Source organism: Cohaesibacter celericrescens (assembly GCF_002866925.1).
GTDB classification, from domain to species: Bacteria; Pseudomonadota; Alphaproteobacteria; order Rhizobiales; family Cohaesibacteraceae; genus Cohaesibacter; species Cohaesibacter celericrescens.
In genome coordinates this window covers 342,979-363,642 of the sequence record NZ_PKUQ01000022.1, presented here as the reverse complement: position 1 = coordinate 363,642, position 20,664 = coordinate 342,979, and the positions used below count along the sequence as shown (strand labels likewise).

General features: G+C 47.9%; 17 protein-coding genes. All 17 read left to right on the top strand.

Annotated elements, in window-relative coordinates; genetic code table 11:
- The first annotated feature begins 49 nt into the window (after positions 1-49).
- The 17 genes from C0081_RS23105 (at position 50) to C0081_RS12880 (ending at position 20,532) form a co-directional block, all read left to right on the top strand.
- On the top strand, positions 50-247 hold the full coding sequence (locus C0081_RS23105; RefSeq protein WP_146006459.1) for a hypothetical protein: 198 nt from the start codon (positions 50-52) through the stop codon (positions 245-247).
- Between the two features lie 24 nt (positions 248-271).
- A complete protein-coding gene (locus C0081_RS12955) occupies positions 272-571 on the top strand; it encodes a hypothetical protein (RefSeq protein ID WP_101534239.1) in 300 nt (99 codons plus the stop codon).
- A 267-nt stretch (positions 572-838) separates the two neighbouring features.
- Positions 839-1,165: a PepSY domain-containing protein gene (locus C0081_RS12950; protein WP_101534238.1), complete on the top strand. Its 327-nt coding sequence runs from the start codon at positions 839-841 to the stop codon at positions 1,163-1,165.
- A gap of 58 nt (positions 1,166-1,223) precedes the next feature.
- Positions 1,224-1,892, top strand: coding sequence for a response regulator transcription factor (locus C0081_RS12945; RefSeq protein ID WP_101534237.1), 669 nt, complete (start codon positions 1,224-1,226; stop codon positions 1,890-1,892).
- 2 nt (positions 1,893-1,894) lie between these two features.
- The gene (locus C0081_RS12940; protein WP_101534236.1) at positions 1,895-3,298 is read left to right on the top strand and encodes an ATP-binding protein; all 1,404 of its coding nucleotides are present in this window, start codon (positions 1,895-1,897) and stop codon (positions 3,296-3,298) included.
- Between the two features lie 271 nt (positions 3,299-3,569).
- Positions 3,570-4,043 (top strand): RT0821/Lpp0805 family surface protein, encoded by a 474-nt coding sequence (locus C0081_RS12935; RefSeq protein WP_101534235.1) that lies wholly within the window; start codon positions 3,570-3,572, stop codon positions 4,041-4,043.
- A gap of 175 nt (positions 4,044-4,218) precedes the next feature.
- Positions 4,219-5,616, top strand: a complete 1,398-nt coding sequence (locus tag C0081_RS12930) for a hypothetical protein (protein ID WP_101534234.1) — start codon at positions 4,219-4,221, stop codon at positions 5,614-5,616.
- A 312-nt stretch (positions 5,617-5,928) separates the two neighbouring features.
- The gene (ccmI, locus tag C0081_RS12925; RefSeq protein ID WP_101534233.1) at positions 5,929-7,212 is read left to right on the top strand and encodes a c-type cytochrome biogenesis protein CcmI; all 1,284 of its coding nucleotides are present in this window, start codon (positions 5,929-5,931) and stop codon (positions 7,210-7,212) included.
- Positions 7,213-7,290: 78 nt separating this feature from the next.
- Complete coding sequence (ccmE, locus tag C0081_RS12920) at positions 7,291-7,746, top strand: cytochrome c maturation protein CcmE (protein WP_101534232.1); 456 nt, start codon at positions 7,291-7,293, stop codon at positions 7,744-7,746.
- 96 nt (positions 7,747-7,842) lie between these two features.
- Positions 7,843-9,828 carry a heme lyase CcmF/NrfE family subunit gene (locus tag C0081_RS12915; RefSeq protein WP_101534231.1) on the top strand — a complete coding sequence of 662 codons (1,986 nt, stop codon included), beginning with the start codon at positions 7,843-7,845 and terminating at the stop codon, positions 9,826-9,828.
- Positions 9,829-9,861: 33 nt separating this feature from the next.
- The gene (locus C0081_RS12910) at positions 9,862-10,374 is read left to right on the top strand and encodes a cytochrome c-type biogenesis protein (RefSeq protein WP_342587674.1); all 513 of its coding nucleotides are present in this window, start codon (positions 9,862-9,864) and stop codon (positions 10,372-10,374) included.
- A 96-nt stretch (positions 10,375-10,470) separates the two neighbouring features.
- A complete protein-coding gene (locus C0081_RS12905) occupies positions 10,471-11,721 on the top strand; it encodes a bifunctional alpha/beta hydrolase/OsmC family protein (protein WP_101534230.1) in 1,251 nt (416 codons plus the stop codon).
- Positions 11,722-11,851: 130 nt separating this feature from the next.
- Positions 11,852-13,117 carry an Hsp70 family protein gene (locus tag C0081_RS12900; protein WP_101534229.1) on the top strand — a complete coding sequence of 422 codons (1,266 nt, stop codon included), beginning with the start codon at positions 11,852-11,854 and terminating at the stop codon, positions 13,115-13,117.
- 355 nt (positions 13,118-13,472) lie between these two features.
- Positions 13,473-14,987: a Do family serine endopeptidase gene (locus C0081_RS12895; RefSeq protein ID WP_210200485.1), complete on the top strand. Its 1,515-nt coding sequence runs from the start codon at positions 13,473-13,475 to the stop codon at positions 14,985-14,987.
- Positions 14,988-15,238: 251 nt separating this feature from the next.
- A complete protein-coding gene (locus tag C0081_RS12890) occupies positions 15,239-15,916 on the top strand; it encodes a response regulator transcription factor (protein WP_101534228.1) in 678 nt (225 codons plus the stop codon).
- A 62-nt stretch (positions 15,917-15,978) separates the two neighbouring features.
- Positions 15,979-17,478: a sensor histidine kinase gene (locus C0081_RS12885; RefSeq protein WP_245417941.1), complete on the top strand. Its 1,500-nt coding sequence runs from the start codon at positions 15,979-15,981 to the stop codon at positions 17,476-17,478.
- A 72-nt stretch (positions 17,479-17,550) separates the two neighbouring features.
- Positions 17,551-20,532: a bifunctional [glutamine synthetase] adenylyltransferase/[glutamine synthetase]-adenylyl-L-tyrosine phosphorylase gene (locus tag C0081_RS12880; protein ID WP_101534227.1), complete on the top strand. Its 2,982-nt coding sequence runs from the start codon at positions 17,551-17,553 to the stop codon at positions 20,530-20,532.
- Positions 20,533-20,664 lie beyond the last annotated feature (132 nt).

Here is a 20,664-nt window from a genome sequence, read left to right as displayed (position 1 = left end):
TTTCTTCAACCAACTCTCCACTTCAATGTCAACATAAGGGTGAATTTCTATGTCAATTTCCAACCCATCTTCGAAGCCATCATGGGAATCCAAGATCAACTGGACCCAGCTCATTTCCGTATTTGCCATGGGACTGACGATGTTTGGCTTTGATCTTGATCCAGACCTTCAAGAGCGACTTGCCGTGTCGATTTCCAGTTTGGCTGCCGCAGTCACGATTGTTTGGCGGACCTGGTTTACAAATTAGTGCCTGCATTAAGCCGAGGGAAATATGACTATTCTTCTCCAAATACTGAAACTTGTTGTGAAGCTGGCTCCATTGCTGGCTTCCTTATCTGGTGTTTTAGCGCGATCCAATCAAGACCGGGATGCATCGCTCAACAATCATAGGGATGGCCGAAGCGACCAAATGACCGAACAAGAAAACTCGATCACTCTTGCAACAAAGGCTAAATGGGCGACGAAAGAAAAACAAAATGAACCGGAAACTCAGAAGAGCAGGAGTGATGATCTTTTTAGTACCAATGTTGTTGACAGCTTGCGCGAGTCCGACGGTTTTCGCCGAGACTAAAAACATGATACCAAATAGCTCCAAGTGCAATTTGCACGACACATTAAAATCATCCCAAGCGCTTTCCTGCCTTCTTTTTGATCCAATTCGGTGGTCTCGTCAGGATAGTAAACAAACTATCTTTGAAATAAAACGCCACAATCAAAAATTACTGAGTTATTGTAAGGGCTTGTGAGACGTTGCAATATCAATGGCTGCTGGCATTTTGATTTCGGGGAATTCATCATGTTCATGTTCGGTTCAGTCGTTGGCGACTAAATTGCCAGCATGAAACTCCGGACCAACATCTATGCTTTGTGCGCTTTGGTCTTCCTGATGGATTTCTTTGCCTATCAGACAAACTCGGCTCTGGCTGCGGATTGTTTATCATCGCAAGAAACCAGACAGGCGATAGAAGCCGGTAAAGCCAAACACCTCTCTGCTATAAAGGCAGCGGCAGGCAAGGTTGTGCGTGGAGATGTAATCAATGTTAAATTGTGTCAAGGTGAAGCTGGACTGGTCTATCAACTGGTAACCCTGTCTCGGCAGGGGGCTGTTTCTCGTCTTTCACTCGATGCGCGGTCCGGAAAACTCCTAAGTAAAGGAGGGCGCTGATTAAAAAGAAAGGGAACGATTTTGTCGTTCAAACGGATGGTAATTTAAAGGGTGCGAAATGCGGATACTGGTTGTAGAAGATGATACAGAGCTGAATCGCCAGCTCAAAGAAGAATTGGAAGACAACGGCTATGTTGTTGATTGTGCTTTCGATGGTGAAGAAGGCCACTTTTTGGGTGATACAGAGCCTTATGACGCTGTCGTACTGGACATCGGCCTCCCAAACATGGATGGCATAAGCGTTCTTGAGGCATGGCGACGCAACGGGCGCACTATGCCGGTGCTCATTTTGACAGCAAGAGATCGTTGGAGCGATAAGGTTCAGGGAATTGACGCTGGTGCCGATGACTATGTTGCCAAGCCCTTTCATATTGAAGAAGTGGTTGCCCGATTGAGGGCTCTTGTCAGACGATCTGTCGGTTTGGCTTCAAACGAAATTACGTGCGGCCCTGTGCGCCTTGATGCGCGTTCCGGACGGGTGACCGTTGATGGGCAGACGATGAAGCTTACTTCTCATGAATACCGACTGCTTTCCTACTTAATGCATCATCAGGGTAAGATAATCTCTCGTACAGAATTGGTTGAGCACCTTTATGATCAAGATTTTGATCGTGATTCAAACACGATTGAAGTTTTCATCGGTCGGCTACGTAAAAAACTGGGTGTTGATGTCATTCAGACTGTGCGAGGCTTGGGTTACAATATGGTTGCTCCGAGCAAGTCGTGAAAATGAAGTCTATCACTCGATATCTGCTACTCAACGCGTCTATCTGGGCAATTGCAGTCGCTTTTGCGTCAGGCCTCGTTTTGACATCCTTTTTTCGCACATCTGCTGAGCAGGGTTTTGATGAACAGTTGGATATAGTGCTAAAGATCCTCGTTGGCGAGCTGGCGGGTCAACTTTTATCTTCCGACCCTCTTGTCGCCCCCAAAAATCTGGGGGAACCGCGGTATGAGTTGCCACTATCCGGGTGGTATTGGACTCTGAGCAATGCCTCTTCTGGTGAAATTCTGCTGGCCTCTGCATCATTGGTCGGTGGGGGCTTAAAACTAGATGCCGAAAAGTCAAAAGCAGGCGACATCGGTTCTGGTTTGCGTGTTTACGGTTATGGCCCGGGTGATAAAAGACTTCGTATTCTGGAGCGAAGGATATCATTTTCTCAAACCGAAAACTATATAATGCGGGTAACAGGTAACGCTGAAGACTTGAATGATCAGGTTGCCGATTTTCAGAAAAAAGCCTGGTTGATTATGGTGGCTTTCGGGGCCACGCTCCTTGCTGTTACCTTTTTTCTGGTACGCACTGCATTACGCCCGTTGAATATATTAAGGCAACAGGTCCGATATGTAGCCGAAGGTCAAGCTTCATCGATAGAAGGGAGCTATCCGGATGAAGTTTCCGGATTGGTCAATGAAGCCAATATTTTGATTGCGTCAAACAAGGACACATTGGAACGGGCGCGGACACAAGTTGGCAATCTAGCGCACGCTCTGAAGACTCCTCTCTCCGTAATCACCAATGAGGTTCGTCATTTAGACGGACCAAAAGGCAAAATGCTCAGCGAGCAGGCCGATGTTATGCGAGATCAAATTCAAATGTATCTCGAGAGAGCAAGAATGGCTGCGCGCCGAAATGTTATCGGGAGCGTTACTCCTGCCTATCCTGTCTTGGATAAGCTGGTGGAAGTGATGCGCAAAATTCATGGGTCTCAGAAAATTGAACTTCTTTGTGAAGATACCGAGGATATCAGTTTTCGCGGGGAAAAACAGGATTTAGAGGAACTGGTTGGCAACCTTATCGACAATGGATGCAAATGGGCTGACACCGCAGTCAAGGTGACACTGTTGCGTGGCAGACCAAAGACATTATCCAAATCACACCATACAACAGCTTCAGACAAAAATGGTTGGTTTACAATTTTGGTGGAAGATGATGGTGCAGGTATGAGTGATGTGCATATGGATGTTGCAATGCAACGGGGACAACGCCTTGACGAAAGCAAACCTGGGACTGGACTAGGGCTTTCTATTGTTGAGGAAATGGCCGTGCTCTATCAAGGCCAATTCACCTTGGAACGCTCGGACTTGGGCGGCATTTGCGCAACTCTAATATTGCCAGCATTGGATGTTTAATCTTTATCGTATGCGAAAAGCATCAAGCAGTATCGGTTTTCTTGACAAAATTTCGACATGATCAAGAGCTATTAAAATGTCTAAATGTTTAGATTGAATGGCTAGTTCTGAGATAATAGAATTGGTGCGGATAAATTTGATCCTTGGTTGGTGCCTGACCTTATCCATCTAACAATCATTGATCCGCAGCCCTAGGATGTATCTTGCAGGGCAGAAACAACGTAATATATGGATCTTTGCAGATCCTCGCGGAAAGAAATAGGGGCTACTAATGAAAATGAATTCAATCGCAATCGTCACCGTCATGGGCTTGGCTCTGGCTGGATGTCAGGGCACAGGCATGGGTCCAAAGCAAACCTTTGGTGGTTTAACGGGTGCTGTTGCTGGTGGTGTGCTCGGGAGCCAAATCGGAGGTGGCGACGGCCGGATTCTTGCCATTGCTGCGGGTTCGGCTCTGGGCGCTCTTGCAGGATCCTCTATCGGTAAAATGATGGACGAAAATGATCAGCGGTACGCTTATCAGGCGCAGAACAACGCATTGGAATATGGGCGTGCAGGTTCACCTGTAACATGGAACAACCCAGACACGGGCAACCGTGGTCAGATTGTTCCAACACAAGCCTACACGACCAATAATCTTACATGTCGCGACTACACACACACAATCTATATCGATGGTCAACCAGAGACCGCACGCGGTCAAGCTTGTCGCCAGAGCGATGGCACTTGGAAACCCGTTGGCTAGTTATCAAATTAGATTTGGTTATTGGATTAGGAGCTCTCTTCTTGAGGGCTCCTTTTTTGTTTAAACATTGCAAATAATTCGTAAAAAATTGACGTAAGATAGAAAATTTTAAGAGTTTACAAGCCTTAAATAGAGATTGAAATAAAGGTTTGGAATTATGGTTCGGAGTGACCGAATGGCGGGCATTGAAAAGCTGAGAGAGAAACTGTCTCTATATCTTTCAACTTTGTCTGATAGTGCGCAGGGTTTGCTCTTGCGGAGTCTGGAGAAGAGCCAGCGCGACGGCACAAGCGATGCGGCTTCGGATATGATACTGGCTGCGCTCAACGACATTTTGAAAGAAAATACGCCGGACATTCCTCTAGAAAAATATGCAAAAAAAGAGTTTTTTCGAGCAGCTGCGGTCTTCACCTCAGGTATTGATCATGTTCGAAAAACGCAAGCTTGCATAAGCCCCTCATCCCACGATGTGATTTGGGCATGGGTCATGAGAGACATTGTTACTGCTGAGCAGAAAGCTAAATTGCAGAAAGCGTGCAATGGCTTAAGTGATGATGAATTGGTGAAGCAGGGGACGGCGCTTCGGGATGAATTAGTTCCTGCAATCTCAAAATACCTTAAATCCGTTCTGAATGAGATGGGTGGAGAACAGAAGATCGCAAATCATCTTGGTGGCGTCCATGTCTATCACGATCTGATTGATATCCTTGCTTGTGGGGAGCAACTCTCACCATTGGCACCAATACTATCCAGAATGCCTGCCCAGTTGAGTAGTTGGTCCACACCAGAGGGTGAGGAAATTTACAAGTTGGTGTCGAAATATACCCAGCAAGCACCGATGAAAGCTTGTTGGCTATTTTCAGCAATTTCCAAACGTTTGAGCAGTCAAAAACTCAAGATTCAACTGGCGACTAAATTGGGGGGGTCGGATGACGCCATTCAGGTTGCTGCTACAGTGTATGCCCCGGCCATAGTGCAGGTTTTGGCCGACATGGAAGCAAATCTTGCACAGTTTGAAAAATGTTTAAGCCAACCATCCGAGTTCGAAACTTGCTTGAGACATCTATCGACCTGGCGCTCGCTTGCCAAATATATGGATGCGGAAATGGACATTTCTGTTCAATGTGCTTGGGGCAAAGCGATTACGAGCATGAAAACCAAGCTTTCGGAATTACTGGAAACTGAGATAGAATCGACCCCTGGCCTTGTAAGAAAGGCCCTACGTGCGCCTAAAAATGGTGCACAGGAATTTGCTGATCAAAACCTGTTGCAGGACGCGGAGCGCGCCGTTTTACTGTTCCATAATGCCGAACGGATGAAAGACTGCATTGCTTTGAATGGCCCTATCGGTCGTATTCGTAAAGAACTCGATCAGTCGTTTGAAATTTTAACGACGTCTTTAATCGAACGCACAAGGTTGGCCGTTGGATCTGATGCCGAGATCTGTAAGGTACTTGGCGAAACGGCTGTGATTTTCGCAAAGAATTTATTCGACGACGCATATGCTGCTGCATTCCGCAGACAATTAAAAGCTGCTGCGTCGGTTCAGGAAATGCGCGCTGCTGAAGCCTAGTTTTAGTGTGCTAACGATTCTCTTTTCATCTCAAATATAACCGCCCTACAGTAAACTACCGAAGCTTTGACAAGCTGTCGATTGAGTATGGACGCGTGTTTATCTCGGTTTTTCCTCTACACGGTTCTCAAATTTAGCACTTTTGAAATATGCATTACTCGGTCTGATCTTAGTCACAATCGGAGGGTAGGCAAGGTTCGTGAGTGCAAGACTGAATAAACATCAAATATTAGAAATAGTGAATTTGACAGAAAAAGAGCATTCTTTTTGCAGATGAACATGAGTTAATTTGACTTCTCTGCGAAAAGATAAATGCTTTGGCCAGACCTGAGTGAGAGTTGGACCTATATGTTTTGGATTATTGCGGCTGTTTTGACCGCTATTTCTGTCTCCGTAGTTATTATTCCATTGACGCGTAAAGCGCGTGCGAATGCGAGTGCCGATGAATATGATTTGACGATTTACAAATCACAACTCAAAGAAATCGACGGCGACGTGGAACGTGGTTTGATAGAGGAAAAAGAAGCTGAAGCCGCGCGGGCTGAAGTTGCTCGCCGAATGTTGAACGCGCAATCGGTTATTGATCAAGAGGCCTCAGAGGCGTCGTCCGCACGCGATGGAAAATATAAAAAAAGCCCCAAACTTACAGCTGGTAAGATTTCTGCCAATACGAGAATCGCCGTCATCATTGTTTTGTTGGTTATCCCGTTCGTTTCTGCTGGTTTGTATTTTGTACTTGGGTCTCCTTCGATCCAAAGCCAACCATTGGCGTCACGTCTACAAAAAGCACCCGAAGAGCAGAGTTTAACGGAATTAGTGGCGTCGGCTGAGTTAAAGCTAAAGCAAAATCCGGATGATCTCCAAGGCTGGAAGAAATTGGCTCCAATTTACCTGTCAATGCGTCGGTCCGATGAAGCAGTCCAAGCATTTGGAAATGTTGTGCGATTGGAAGGTGAAACGGTCGATAACTTGGCAAATCTTGGTGAGGCCATCGTTGTTCGAGAAGCCGGTGTGGTCTCTAAAAACGCATTCAGCTTGTTTCAGCGTGCCAATCAGCTTGATGCAAATGCACCCAAGCCCCGTTTCTTTTTGGCCATCGCCTTGGGGCAGCAAGGCCGTGAACGAGATGCGATTGATGCTTGGAATGCTTTGATACAGGATTCTGAAGCAGAGGCGCCATGGGTTCCCTTTGCCAAAAACCAAATTTCTACGTTGAACAAACGGCTTCAAAATTTTGATGAGCTTGAAAGCTCAGAAACATCGCAGAAATCGAATGAGTTGAGCCCTGGTTCCGAGTCTGGCGAGAGCTCTCTTGGGCCTTCGAGTGAAGATATCAAAGCCGCTGCAGAGATGACGTCTGAGGATCGAATGCAAATGGTCGAAGATATGGTGTCTCGGCTTGCTGATCGTTTGAATGATGAAGGCGGAACTGCTGATGAATGGGTTAAACTAATCCGCGCAGAACTGGTTCTAAACCGCCCGGATATGGCTGTAAAAACCGTAACCAAGGCGCTTAGCGCTCTTCAGTCAGATGTTGGTGGATTAGAAAAAGTCAAAGCGGCCGCGCGGTCATTGGGTGTATCGATTAATCAGTAAGACGCATGCGACATCAAATCATCTCGATGAGTATTTAGTCGCTCACAATAGTAAGAGACGAAAAAAGGATCACTCCTCATGACCAGAAAACAACGCCGTATGATAATGATTGGCGGTGCAGGCGCGGTTCTTTTCGCAGCCGTCGGTCTCATTCTTTTTGCACTTCAGGACCAGATCGTATTCTTCAACAGCCCCTCTGATGTGGTGGAAAAAGGTGTGAAACCAGGCCAGCGTATTCGCTTGGGAGGGTTGGTTAAAGAGGAAACTGTGGTTCGTGGGGAAGGTACAGAGGTATCTTTTGTGGTTACAGATGGTGGTGCTGATGTGAAAGTCGCATACACAGGCATTCTGCCCGATTTGTTTCGAGAAGGGCAAGGGGTCGTTACCGAAGGAACTCTTAGTTCAGATGGTACGTTTGCTGCAGACACAGTGCTTGCCAAACATGATGAAACTTATATGCCAAAAGAAGTTGCAGATGCTCTGAAAGAGCAGGGGCATTGGCAGGGTGAAGAAGGCGAAGTAAAAGCCAACTAAGCAAAAAGCTATTGTACCAAGTTTTGAAACTTGAATTATTGACGAAATATCCACAGCTTGAAACCAAGCGATATTGCCCAGAATGGGAGAGACGCAATGATCATTGAACTAGGCCATTACATGCTTGTGCTGGCGTTTGCCTTGGCCCTTGTTCAGTCTGTTGTTCCACTTTGGGGAGCCCGAGTGAACGACTCACGGATGATGGCCGTCGCAAGTCCAATTGCTGTAACCCAGTTTCTTTTTGTGGGCCTTGCATTTGCAGCTCTAACCCACGCGTATGTTACATCTGATTTTTCCGTTCAGAATGTTTATGAAAACAGCCATTCATCGATGCCGTTATTGTTTAAATACACATCAGTTTGGGGCAATCATGAAGGCTCTATGTTGCTCTGGGTCTTCATCTTGGTGATTTTTGGGGCCATGGTCGGAGTATTCGGACGCAATCTGCCACCAAAACTGAAAGCAAATACTCTAGCGGTGCAAGGCTGGATTACGGCCGCTTTTCTGTTGTTTGTATTGTTCACTTCAAATCCGTTTCACCGCATTGCCAATGCGCCAATTGAAGGGCGCGACCTTAATCCAATCTTGCAGGATATCGGGCTCGCGATACACCCACCGCTTTTGTATCTCGGTTATGTTGGCTTTTCTATCGCATTTGCATTTTCTATTGCGGCTCTGCTTGAAGGCCGCATTGATGCTGCGTGGGCACGGTGGGTGCGTCCGTGGGTGTTGGTCGCTTGGGGCTTATTAACCCTTGGCATCGCAATGGGGTCCTATTGGGCCTATTACGAACTTGGGTGGGGCGGATACTGGTTCTGGGATCCCGTAGAAAATGCCTCTTTTATGCCTTGGCTCAGTGGAACAGCATTGCTCCATTCCGCCGTTGTTATGGAGAAACGCGGTGCCCTGAAGGTTTGGACAATTCTATTGTCGATCCTTACATTCTCTCTTTCGCTGCTCGGTACTTTCCTTGTCCGCTCGGGTGTCTTGACATCGGTTCACGCATTCGCGACAGATCCTTCGCGTGGTGTTTTTATTCTTGCATTGCTTGTTGCATTCATTGGGGGTGGGTTGACCTTGTTTGCTTGGCGCGCGCCCTTGTTGCGCCAGGGCGGCGTATTCGCGCCCATCTCGCGTGAAGGGGCGCTGGTGCTCAACAATCTGTTTTTGTCCGCGGCGACTGCTGCGGTGCTGGTTGGCACGCTTTATCCCTTAGCGTTAGAAGCAATCACCGGAGCCAAGATTTCGGTTGGCGCACCATTCTTTAACGCAACATTTGGGCCAATGATGATCCCATTGCTTCTGGCTGTTCCAATTGGACCGCTCTTGGCGTGGAAGCGCGGTGACCTGATTGCAGCAACCCAGCGCCTTTATATCGCGTTCGGGGGCACGCTGTTTGCTATCATCCTCTGCTATTCATTGATTGAAGGTGGCTCTACCCTTGCCCCACTTGGAATCGGTCTGGCTGTTTGGGTCATGATAGGAGCGCTGTCTGAAATTCAGCTCCGAATTGGCCTGTTTAAGCTACCCTTCAAAATATCATTGGCACGTTTGCTTGGGCTTCCACGCACTGTTTGGGGGACAGCATTCGGACATTTTGGTCTTGGAATGACTGTGCTTGGTTTGATTGTGGCAAGTGCCTATCAAACAGAAAGCATTGTTGTGATGAAGCCGGGAGATAAAGAAACCCTATCGGGTTACACATTTGAATTTGAGGGCTTTAAGGAAAGTGCTGAGTTCAACTATGTTGATTTGGCGGGTACTTTCAATATCACCCGAGACGATAAGTTTGTCACAGAATTACATCCAACTAAACGGGTCTATACCACACGCAATATGCCCACTACGGAAACGGCGATCTACACCAATTGGGGCGTGACACAACTTTACATGTCATTAGGTGACAAGCAAAAAGATGGTGGCATTGCCGTGCGTGTATATTACAAACCCTGGGTGACATTCATTTGGCTTGGCTCCGTTGTTATGTTCTTGGGTGGCTGTATTTCCTTGACCGACCGAAGACTGCGCATTGGTGCACCAGCTCGTAAAGGTCGAGCCAAGCATGCCGCGAGCACGGCTTAGGATGACAGGCTTGTCACTTTATTGGGAACAAATATGATGAAATCGATGTGGTTGCCTCGTTTCTTGATTGCAGTTTTTTTGATGTTTGCGGCAGCACTAACTGTATCGCAGGCTTATGCTGTGAACCCAGATGAGGTTTTGGATGACCCTGCGCTGGAAGCAAGAGCCAGAGAAATTTCAACAGGGCTGCGCTGCTTGGTCTGTCAGAACCAGTCGATCGATGATTCTGATGCGCCACTGGCTAAAGATTTGCGAATTCTTGTGCGAGAGCGTTTGGTGGCGGGGGATACGGACGCAGAGGCCAAAAGCTTTCTCGTTAGTCGGTACGGTGAATTCGTGCTGCTCAAACCGACATTTTCGTCAAAGAATTTGATATTGTGGAGCTTTGGTCCGCTTGTTTTGATACTTGGCATTTTTGGTATTTTCCGCCTTTATCGCAAAAACAAGCAAGTGGCAGACAAAGCCAAAGAGGCCGGCTCCGAAACCCTTAGTGACGAAGAACGAAGCCGCCTCAAGAAAATATTATCTGACGAGAGCAATGCTTGATTGGTAATTCAGATCAATACCCCTAAATAGTATTCGACAGGGTCCGGATAGCCTCTGTTTCTATTTGAATTCTATATGTGAGATAGGGGTGGAAGTATGGCGAAAAACGCAACGTCGACACAAAGATTGAGCTTTGAAGGCGCATTGGGCGATGCGCTTCAGGCACGTTTGGAATTGCCAACTGGTCCAATTCGCGCAACTGCTATTTTTGCGCATTGTTTCACCTGTTCCAAAGATATTTTTGCTGCCAAACACATTGCCACACAATTGGCAAGCAAAGGGTTTGCGGTGATGCGGTTTGACTTCACCGGACTAGGGACCTCTGAAGGCGACTTTGCCGATACCAATTTTTCTTCCAATATTGATGATCTCGTCCGCGCAGCCGATACCTTGCGTGAAGCCATTGCTGGCCCTAGTCTTCTGGTCGGCCACTCATTGGGTGGAGCTGCCGTTCTGGCTGCTGCAGCGAAAATTCCAGAAGTTCAGGCCGTGGCAACGATCGGTGCTCCCGCTGACGTCAATCACATCGAGCATTCCTTCAAATGCCAATTGAATGAGATTGAAGCCAATGGCGAAGCTGAGGTCAGTTTGGCGGGGCGGCCGTTTACAATCAAAAAACAGTTCCTCGAAGATTTGGATCAACACAGCCTTGCCGATCAGATAGGCAATATGAACAAGGCACTAATGGTGCTTCATTCTCCGATTGATGACACTGTCGGAATCGAGAATGCTGCCGAGATTTTTACTGCTGCAAAACACCCCAAGAGTTTTGTCTCGCTCGATACTGCAGATCATCTGCTGACCAATAAGGATGATGCCATCTACGCTGCCGAGGTTATTACAGCTTGGGCTGCCCGCTTTGTAGAAGGCGGACATGAACCGCAAGCGGATGTGCCCCTTGGCGCGTTGGTCGCAGAAACCGGCCTTGGAAAGTTCCAGAACTTTGTGCGTGTTGGGCACCATACCTTGTTGGCAGATGAGCCTAGGTCTGTGGGCGGACTGGACACAGGCCCAACTCCTTATGATTACCTGGCAACCGCCTTGGGTGCTTGCACAACAATGACGCTTCGCATGTACGCTGATTTTAAAAAATTGCCTGTAGAGCATATTTCGACCGAGGTGCTGCATAATAAGGTCCATGGTTCCGATTGTAAGGAATGCTCGACTGATGACCTTGAAGGCAAGGCAAATAGCAAAGGGAAAATCGATCGTTTTGAACGGCTCATCTCATTAAAAGGTAATCTGTCTCAAAAGGATCGAGAGGCTTTGCTACGTATTGCTGATAAATGTCCGGTACACCAGACGATGGAACATGGAAGCGTGGTTGTTTCTAAACTGGTGGAATAGAGCGAGCATTCGGCACCAAGCTCTTTTCAATCTGCATCTTCCATGCTATTCACGCCGACCCTGCACCCGATGCATTGCGCATTGGGTGCTTTCTTGTTTGGTGGATTGATTGTTTGCAAGGGAAGAAAGAATGAGCGCGCCTACCTATTGTGGTTTGGACTTTGGAACGTCAAATTCAACTCTTGGCTTGATTCAGAACGGAAAACCTTTTCTGGTGCCACTTGAAGGCAAAGAAATTACCATACCTTCCACTCTGTTCTTCGATTTTGAAGAAAACAGCGTTCATTTTGGCCGCGATGCAATTGGTACCTATATGGAGGGCGGGGAAGGCCGCATGATGCGCGCGCTTAAGTCAATTCTAGGATCCCCCACCATTTACGAAACAACCATGATTGGCAGAAACCGCGAACCATTTACTGCGGTTTTGGGATTGTTTCTGAGCCATATGAAGAAACAAGCCGAAACTCTGACTGCTGAGCCTATTACACATGTGGTCATGGGACGCCCAGTTCATTTTGTTGACTATAATCGCGATGCTGACCAAGAAGCTGAAAGCACTTTGCGAGCGATTGCATCGGATTGTGGTTTTAAACATATCGAGTTTGAATATGAGCCTGTTGCTGCGGCGAGGGACTTTCAGCAAATTGCGAAGAGGCGAGAAGTTGCTCTGATCATCGACATTGGTGGTGGCACGTCAGATTTTACAATTCTTAATGTTGAACCCAACGGACCTGCGTCCAACAGAGCAAATCAGTCAATTCTGGCAAATGCTGGCGTTCATGTTGGCGGGACCGATTTTGACCGTTGGTTGTCACTTTCCCGCATCATGCCGTTGCTTGGCTACCAAAGCCCGATGCACAAAGAAGGGCGCTTAATGCCGGTTGGCTACTATCATGATCTTGCAACCTGGCAAAAAATCAATTCTCTCTATGATCACAAAACCAGAACTGATTTACGCTACTTGCGTAGGGAGGCAAAGGAGCCTCATTTGATCGATCGCCTTTTGCAACTGCTCGATTTGCGTGAGGGTCACCGCCTGGCGCTTGGAGTTGAAAATTGCAAGGTAACTTTGTCGCATCAAAATGAAACAGATATGGCACTGGATTTCATTGAAAAAGATTTATCTGCCTTTATGACCCAAGACCATTTGATCGATGCGCTTAAGGACGGCACAGAACAAGTCCGCCAAACCATTGCAGAAGCGCTAAACGCCGCCGGTCTAGCTGGCGAGGATATATCGATCGTATTTCTAACAGGTGGTTCAACCAAAATACCCCACGTGCGTGAAAGCCTGACAGCTATGGCACCAAATGCCACAATTATTGACGGTGACGCCTTCGGATCGGTGGGAATCGGCCTTGCTCTCGAAGCACAAAAACGCTTCTCTTACGAGTGAACAACTTTTTCGAATTTGGCAAGAATTGTGGCAAAAGCGTGCTGAAACCTAATTGCATTTTCTGGCTGATAATAAAATTGTGCTGGTAAGTCTGGCAAGAGTAATAATAAGTAATTGAAATAAATGATAAATTTAAAGTGTTTCAACATTACCGATGTTTAATTGTAACATCTAGTCTATGGCCCAATTTGCCCCATATAAAATATGTCACCAACAAATAGATGCAAATGATGCGACACATTATTGCATCACTCTGTTTGCAGCCATTGGCGCGAAACACATATTTCTGACTGACTTTAATTTCGCCCTCCCATTAAAATGATGGGTGCAGGGCAAGACATAGCGGAGACATTCTATGAAAAAAAACACCCCGGTTAAAACAATGCTTCTGGCTTCAACACTTTGTTTGGGAGTTGTTGCAGGTGCGACGATTCCAACTTTGCTAACCGGTTCGCCTAGTGCTCAGGCCAAGGCGGTTGAGGTCACCTCTCCGGCGAAGCCGGTTGATTTCTCAGGTGTTGTGAAGGCTGTCAAACCAGCCGTTGTGTCAGTCCAAGTTAAAACCAAGATTTCCACTCCTTCTTCCAGCCAAAGTCTTGGAATCCCGGGTTTCCCTGAATTTAAAGATTTGCCCAAGGATCACCCGTTCAATCGTTTCTTTCGGCGCTTCGGTGAGGAAACACCTCAAGAAGGTGAAAAACAGCCAAGCCGCCCACGCTACGGTCAGTCTCAGGGATCCGGGTTTTTCATTTCTGAAGACGGTTTGGTTGTGACCAATCATCATGTTGTCGACAGCGGGTCTGAGTTTACACTCGTCATGGATGACGGAACTGAATTGAAAGCTGATCTGGTCGGGTCCGATGAGAAATCTGATCTGGCTCTGCTTAAAGTGCAGGATAGTGATCGCACATTTGAATATGTAAAATTCGCTGAAGAGCTTCCTGCTGTTGGTGAATGGGTCTTGGCCGTCGGCAATCCATTCGGCCTTGGAGGCTCGGTTACTGCCGGCATCGTTTCTGCCCATGGTCGCGACATTAATGCACGCAACTATGAGAGCTTCATCCAGATTGATGCTGCTGTAAATAAGGGCAACTCAGGCGGCCCAACCTTTAACCTCAAAGGCGAGGTCATCGGTGTTAATACAGCAATCTTTTCACCATCAGGTGGCAACGTCGGTATCGCATTTGCTATCCCTTCAGAAGTTGCGCAGGACGTCGTGGCCGATTTACAAGATGGTGGCAAAGTCAAACGCGGTTGGCTGGGTGTTCATATCCAGAATGTGACAGAAGACATCGCAGACAGCCTTGGGTTGGCTGAAGCCGCAGGCGCTATGGTTACCCATACCGATGAAAGTGCCCCGGCATTCAAAAGCGGTGTTCAGATCGGTGATATTATCCTCGCAGTGGAAGATAATCCTGTTAAAAATACGCGCGAATTGGCTCGCCTAATCGGTCGTGCAGATCCAGATTCTGACGTTGAATTGACCATTTGGCGTGAAGATCGAGAGATCAAGATTGAAGTGCATCTGGGCCTGTTCCCGGACCAAGCCAGCATTTCGGAGCAAAAGCAGATTGAACCCGCAAAACCGATTGCACCTGCAGAGGTCGAAGAGTTCGGTTTAGAACTGCAGGTTAGTCCGGATGAAGAGGGTGTCGTAATCACCAGTATCAATCCTGATAGCGTTGCTGCAGAAAAAGGCTTGGTGCAAGGTGATGTCATCCAGTCGGTTGCAGGCAAAAAAGTCGATAGTATCAAGCAACTGCGCCAGCAAATCGCTGAAGCAAAAGACGGAAGCCGAAAAACAATTCTGATGCGTGTCAAAACGCAGAATGGCATCCGCTTTGTGGCCTTGCCGTTGAAAAAATCGTAAACCGTCAGTCGATGGTCGCATGCGATCTACGTGAGATTGCAGCATTTTCTGACAAGAAACAAAAAGGGGGCTTTATGCTCCCTTTTTGTTAGCGACTTTGTCTGTAAGTCTGTGACTTATCGGGCATTTTAGACAAACGCCCTTTGCTGATGCGTAAAGACCGCTATAATCAGGCAAACGCCCATTCATCTGATACCGGATATAGATTTTTTCCGTTTGATCCAACCGAATAGACGCGACGAGGCTTAATCATGCGCATTCTGATTATAGAAGACGATATCGAAGCAGCTAGCTATTTGGTCAAGGGACTCAAGGAAGCGGGCCACACCAGCGATCATGCCCCTGATGGTGATGTAGGCTACGCACTCGCCCATAAAGGTGGCTACGATGTGATGATCATTGATCGCATGCTGCCAAAGCGCGATGGATTGTCTATTATAGAACAGCGCCGGACCGAAGGTGATGCAACCCCCGTCTTGATTTTGTCAGCACTTGGTGAGGTCGATGATCGGGTAACGGGCCTTAGGGCTGGGGGGGACGACTATCTTACCAAACCATACGCATTTACGGAGTTGCTTGCGCGGATTGAAGTCATGGCACGACGCCGAAGTCCCAGCGAAGTAGAAACTGTCTACCGGTTGGCTGATTTGGAGCTTGATCGTCTTTCGCACAGTGTGAAGAGAGCTGGCCAAGTGATTTTGCTGCAACCCCGTGAATTTAGGCTGCTTGAATATCTAATGAAAAACGCCGGTCAGGTGGTGACGCGCACAATGTTGCTGGAAAATGTATGGGACTATCATTTTGACCCTCAGACCAATGTGATTGACGTGCATATTTCACGCCTTAGAGCAAAAATTGACAAGGGCTTCGATCCAGCCCTTTTGCAGACCGTTCGTGGATCTGGCTACAGCCTCCGTGCGCCGGATTAGGCCTCTTGAGCGCCAAATGACAGGCATCTCTGGCATTTCCATAACAAGGATACCGAAGCGACATGGCGATGGGGTCTATCAATAAGATCTTGCGGACAACAGCGTTCAAGCTGTCTGCTATCTATTTGATAATTTTCACTATGTTTGCAACATTCCTCATTGTCTACATTGCGATTAATACCCAAATTCTGATGACACGACAGCTCAATTCTACAATCGAAGTAGAGGTGAGGGGAATGTTGGAGCAATATCGCTCCGGGGGCATGGCATCTCTGGTCAAAGTGATAGAAGCGCGCTCCCGCAGACCGGGTGCTAGCCTCTATTTGGTGACGGACTTTCGGGGGCATTATGTCGCCGGTAATGTGTCGACGCTACCCAAATGGGTGCTTGATGAGCGCGGGGCCATTGAACAATCCGTTCCCTATCAGCGCTTGGGTGAAACAACGCGTAAGGAATATAACGCTGTCGTCAGTGTCTATGAAATTTTTGGCGGATACCGGCTTCTCGTCGGACGAGATGTTGGAGAACGAGAATTGTTCCGCAAAGTTGTGGAACAAGCTTTTATCGTATCTGCAATTCTTATGATTGTGCTTGCTATGCTTGCATGGCTGTTTGTTTCGAGAAAAGTGCTTCACCGTATTGATCTTATCACTGAGGCATCACACACCATTATGCGAGGGCAGTTGGATGAGCGCTTGCCAGTCACGCAAGCCGGCGACGAATTTGACCGACTGTCCGAGAATCTGAACACTATGTTATCTCGCATTGAAGCGCTGATGGTGGGGTTGAAAGAGGTCTCGGACAATATTGCCCACGATCTAAAAACTCCTTTGACACGCCTGCGCAATCGCGTGGAGGTGACATTGGCCGACAATAGCAATGATTCCGATGCATACCGTGCAGCTCTCGAACAAACGCTAGAAGAATCAGATGGCCTGATCCGGACTTTTGACGCGCTGTTGCGGATCGCGCGTGTCGAAGCCAAATCCACACAGATCGAGAAAAAACCGCTCGATGTTGGCATAATCGCTGCTGACATGGCTGAATTATATGAACCGGTTGCAGAGGATGAAGGTGCCCTTTTAACTTGGGAGACTGATCCGAACTGCATCATTTCAGGCAATCGAGAGCTGGTCAGCCAAGCCGTAGCAAATCTTATTGACAATGCTTTGAAATATGCAGTCCGGCATGTGCGTGAGCAACCGCAGCAGGAAAAACAAACACTGCCGGCGCAGGCTCGTATTCATGTTTCTGTGTCGCGACTTGGTAAAAAGAGCTCTGGGCCAGAGGATGTTGATTCTCGTGCAATCATTCTGTCTGTATCGGACAACGGTCCCGGCATTGCAAAAGACGACCGCACGCGCGTTTTACAGCGCTTTGTCCGCCTTGATAAAAGCAGGAACCAGCCCGGTTCAGGTTTGGGGTTGAGCCTGGTTAACGCCGTTGCCAGCTTGCATGAAGCAAGGATTGAACTGGGGGACAATAAACCTGGATTAGTTTTTTCGATCCATTTTCCGCCTTTGCTCGATAGGGAAAGTGACGGGGACTCTAAAAATAACTAGGATGCGCAAACACGATAAATCTCCAATGCTCGAACAGTGAAACAATGGGGCAGGGAATGAAGAGGGGGAAAGATGGCACAGGCTCTGAACGAGGACGCCAAATTGGATGCTTTTTGGTTGGATGCGAAACCGTTGCCTTTTCTTGGGGATGGAGATGAACTGCTAATCAATCTGTCTGAAGGTCGTAAAAAGCTGAATGATCTCGATAGCAATGGCGCGAATGGACTGGCAGCATTGGATAATGCTTTGGCCCTGCCGCAGTTGCGCGGCCTCTTGATTGGGATCTGCGAGACATCTACTTTTTTGCGCGATCTAATGGCAAAAGACCCTCAGCGATTGTCACATATTCTCAGCCAGCGTCCCGATCAACGCATCGCCGATCTTGCCTCCAGTGCCGTTACTGAAAAAATGAGCAATGAGGGCGAGATCAAACGTCATCTTCGATTGATAAAACAGGATGCATCCTTAACCATTGCTTTGGCTGATTTGTCGGGGTTGTGGTCTGTGAAACAAGTCACCAATGCGCTGACAACTATCGCTGATGCGACGTTGCGCGGAGCCTTCCGCTTCTCTCTGCAAGAGCATGACCGTCGTGGTAAGATTTCTCTGCCATATCCAGATGATCCCGAACGCGATTGTGGCTATTTTGCATTGGCGATGGGTAAACATGGCGCAGGCGAACTCAACTACTCATCGGATATCGATCTCATCATAATCTATGACGGTGATAATTCCTGCTGTTCCGACAAATGGGAAATGAGCGCGACTTTCGTTCGTATGACCAAATTGATCGTCAAGATCATGCAAGACAGAACAGCTGACGGTTATGTGTTCCGAACCGATTTGCGTTTGCGACCTGATCCGGGCGCGACACCTCCCGCTGTTTCTGTTTTAGCGGCTTTGCAATATTATGAAAGCATGGGACAAAACTGGGAACGTGCAGCCCTTATCAAAGCGCGCCCTTGTGCGGGGGATATTGCCGCAGGCGATAATTTTCTCACCGAGATTGTGCCCTTTATTTGGCGCAAATATTTTGATTTTGCAGCCCTCGCAGACGTGCATTCCATCAAGCGCCAGATTAATGCACACAAAGGCCACGGCACTATTGCGATTAAAGGCCACAACGTGAAGTTGGGCCGCGGGGGAATCCGTGAGATTGAATTTTTTGTCCAGACTCAGCAATTGATTGCGGGGGGGCGCAATCCCGCTTTGCGTGGACGCGAGACTATCCCAATGCTGTCCGAGTTGGTTGAATTGACTTGGATCGAACCCATCGCGCGTGACGAGTTGACGCAAGCCTATGAGTTTTTGCGCAAAGTAGAACATCGCATTCAAATGCAGCGTGATGAACAAAGCCACCTTTTGCCACAGAGTGACGAAGGCGTTGCTGAAATTGGGCGAATGATGGGCTATGCGGATGACATGCAGTTCAAATCAGACTTGCGTGGGTGGTTGGAGTGTGTGCAGGGTCACTATGTGGAATTGTTCAAGGAAGAACAGGAATTGGGGGCAGAAACCGGTGGCAATTTGGTCTTTACCGGCGAAGACGATGACCCAGAAACGCTTGAGACGCTTGGGAGGATGGGGTTTACCACTCCCACGGAAGTTACTAAGGCCATCCGTAGTTGGCATTTTGGACGCTATCCTGCAACGCGCTCGACCAAGGCACGTGAAAGATTGACCGAATTTACACCCGATTTGCTAAAGGCGTTAGGCAATACAGATAATCCCGACGCAGCATTTATCTCATTTAACGCTTTTCTCAGTGCGTTGCCGTCTGGTGTTCAGGTATTTTCGCTCTTACGTAACAATCCGCAGCTGCTTGAGATCCTTGCCATTGTCCTTGGTGCGTCTCCGCGTCTTGCAAAAACGGTTGCACGTCGCCCCCGCGTTATTGATGCATTGTTGGATCCTGCCTTCTTTGGCAATATGCTTGAACGTGATGCTCTAAACACGCAATTGGAACGCATGCTACAGGAGGCTTCATGTTACGAAGAAGCGCTCGATGGAGCACGAATTTTTGGTCAGGAACAACTTTTCTTGATTGGCGTTCGTATTTTGATGGGATCTATTTCTGCCTCACAGGCTGGCGCAGCCTATGCAATGCTAGCTGGCGTCATCGTGCGCCATATGTTGGCGTTTAGCCAATTGGAGCTTGAGCGCCGCCATGGCAAGATTCCGGGTGGGCAAGTGGCTGTGATCGCTATGGGTAAGCTCGGCGGACGCGAAATGACGGCCGGTTCCGATCTTGATCTGATGTTGCTTTATGATCATGACAAAGACGTCACGATGTCCGATGGGGACAAACCACTTGCACCAACAACTTATTACGCACGGCTAACACAGCGACTGATCACAGCGCTTTCTGCTCCGACGGCAGAAGGTGATTTGTACGAGGTTGATTTTCGTTTGCGACCCTCTGGGAATTCAGGGCCGTTGGCTACCTCGCTGACTTCTTTCAAAAACTATCATGCCAAAGATGCCTGGACGTGGGAGCATATGGCTATGACGCGCTCGCGCATTGTGGCAGGTGATGCTGATTTCTCCGCCGTGGTGCGTGCTGAAATTGTCTCTATCCTGTCTGCAGAGCGTGACAAGGAGAAAATTCGCACTGACATTGCCGATATGCGTGGTCGACTTCAGAAAGAGAAACGCACAACCGACATCTGGAATATCAAACAGATTCCTGGCGGACTGGTGGATGCAGAATTTATTGCCCAAGGTTTGCAACTGATCCACGCATACAAACACCCAAAAATTCTGCATGCTAATACAGCGCAGGCGTTGCAGCTGTGCGTGGAAGAAGGATTGATTGAGGTTGGAGATGCAGAAATCTTGCTGCCTGCCATCCGGCTGTATCATGATATGACGCAGATTGTACGTGTTTGCCTTTCCGAAGGATTCCAACCTGATGCGACAGCAAAGGCTTTGAGGGATGTGGTTGTGAGAGCTTCCTATGAACCAGATATGGCGCGTCTTGAGGCGCGCTTGATAGAGTATCAAGACGCTGTTCGTGGGTGCTTTGAACGATTGATGGCGCCCATCCCCAAATAACTCAGATTTCACTAAATGGGGGGCTCTTCTGACATGGTCTTTGAAAAGCAAAGAAATTGAGCGTCTTAACAAACTTATTGTGTGCAAGACGCTTAATTGGCTCTTTGGGCTAAGGCCATAAGTGGCTCACGA

Coding starts and splice junctions, on each gene's coding strand:
- C0081_RS12885 (WP_245417941.1), top strand. CDS start 15,979: ATGGCGATGGGGTCTATCAATAAGATCTTGCGGACAACAGCGTTCAAG.
- C0081_RS12890 (WP_101534228.1), top strand. CDS start 15,239: ATGCGCATTCTGATTATAGAAGACGATATCGAAGCAGCTAGCTATTTG.
- C0081_RS12880 (WP_101534227.1), top strand. CDS start 17,551: ATGGCACAGGCTCTGAACGAGGACGCCAAATTGGATGCTTTTTGGTTG.
- C0081_RS23105 (WP_146006459.1), top strand. CDS start 50: ATGTCAATTTCCAACCCATCTTCGAAGCCATCATGGGAATCCAAGATC.
- C0081_RS12945 (WP_101534237.1), top strand. CDS start 1,224: ATGCGGATACTGGTTGTAGAAGATGATACAGAGCTGAATCGCCAGCTC.
- C0081_RS12915 (WP_101534231.1), top strand. CDS start 7,843: ATGATCATTGAACTAGGCCATTACATGCTTGTGCTGGCGTTTGCCTTG.
- ccmE (WP_101534232.1), top strand. CDS start 7,291: ATGACCAGAAAACAACGCCGTATGATAATGATTGGCGGTGCAGGCGCG.
- C0081_RS12900 (WP_101534229.1), top strand. CDS start 11,852: ATGAGCGCGCCTACCTATTGTGGTTTGGACTTTGGAACGTCAAATTCA.
- ccmI (WP_101534233.1), top strand. CDS start 5,929: ATGCTTTGGCCAGACCTGAGTGAGAGTTGGACCTATATGTTTTGGATT.
- C0081_RS12910 (WP_342587674.1), top strand. CDS start 9,862: ATGATGAAATCGATGTGGTTGCCTCGTTTCTTGATTGCAGTTTTTTTG.
- C0081_RS12895 (WP_210200485.1), top strand. CDS start 13,473: ATGAAAAAAAACACCCCGGTTAAAACAATGCTTCTGGCTTCAACACTT.
- C0081_RS12940 (WP_101534236.1), top strand. CDS start 1,895: ATGAAGTCTATCACTCGATATCTGCTACTCAACGCGTCTATCTGGGCA.
- C0081_RS12950 (WP_101534238.1), top strand. CDS start 839: ATGAAACTCCGGACCAACATCTATGCTTTGTGCGCTTTGGTCTTCCTG.
- C0081_RS12905 (WP_101534230.1), top strand. CDS start 10,471: ATGGCGAAAAACGCAACGTCGACACAAAGATTGAGCTTTGAAGGCGCA.
- C0081_RS12930 (WP_101534234.1), top strand. CDS start 4,219: ATGGCGGGCATTGAAAAGCTGAGAGAGAAACTGTCTCTATATCTTTCA.
- C0081_RS12935 (WP_101534235.1), top strand. CDS start 3,570: ATGAAAATGAATTCAATCGCAATCGTCACCGTCATGGGCTTGGCTCTG.
- C0081_RS12955 (WP_101534239.1), top strand. CDS start 272: ATGACTATTCTTCTCCAAATACTGAAACTTGTTGTGAAGCTGGCTCCA.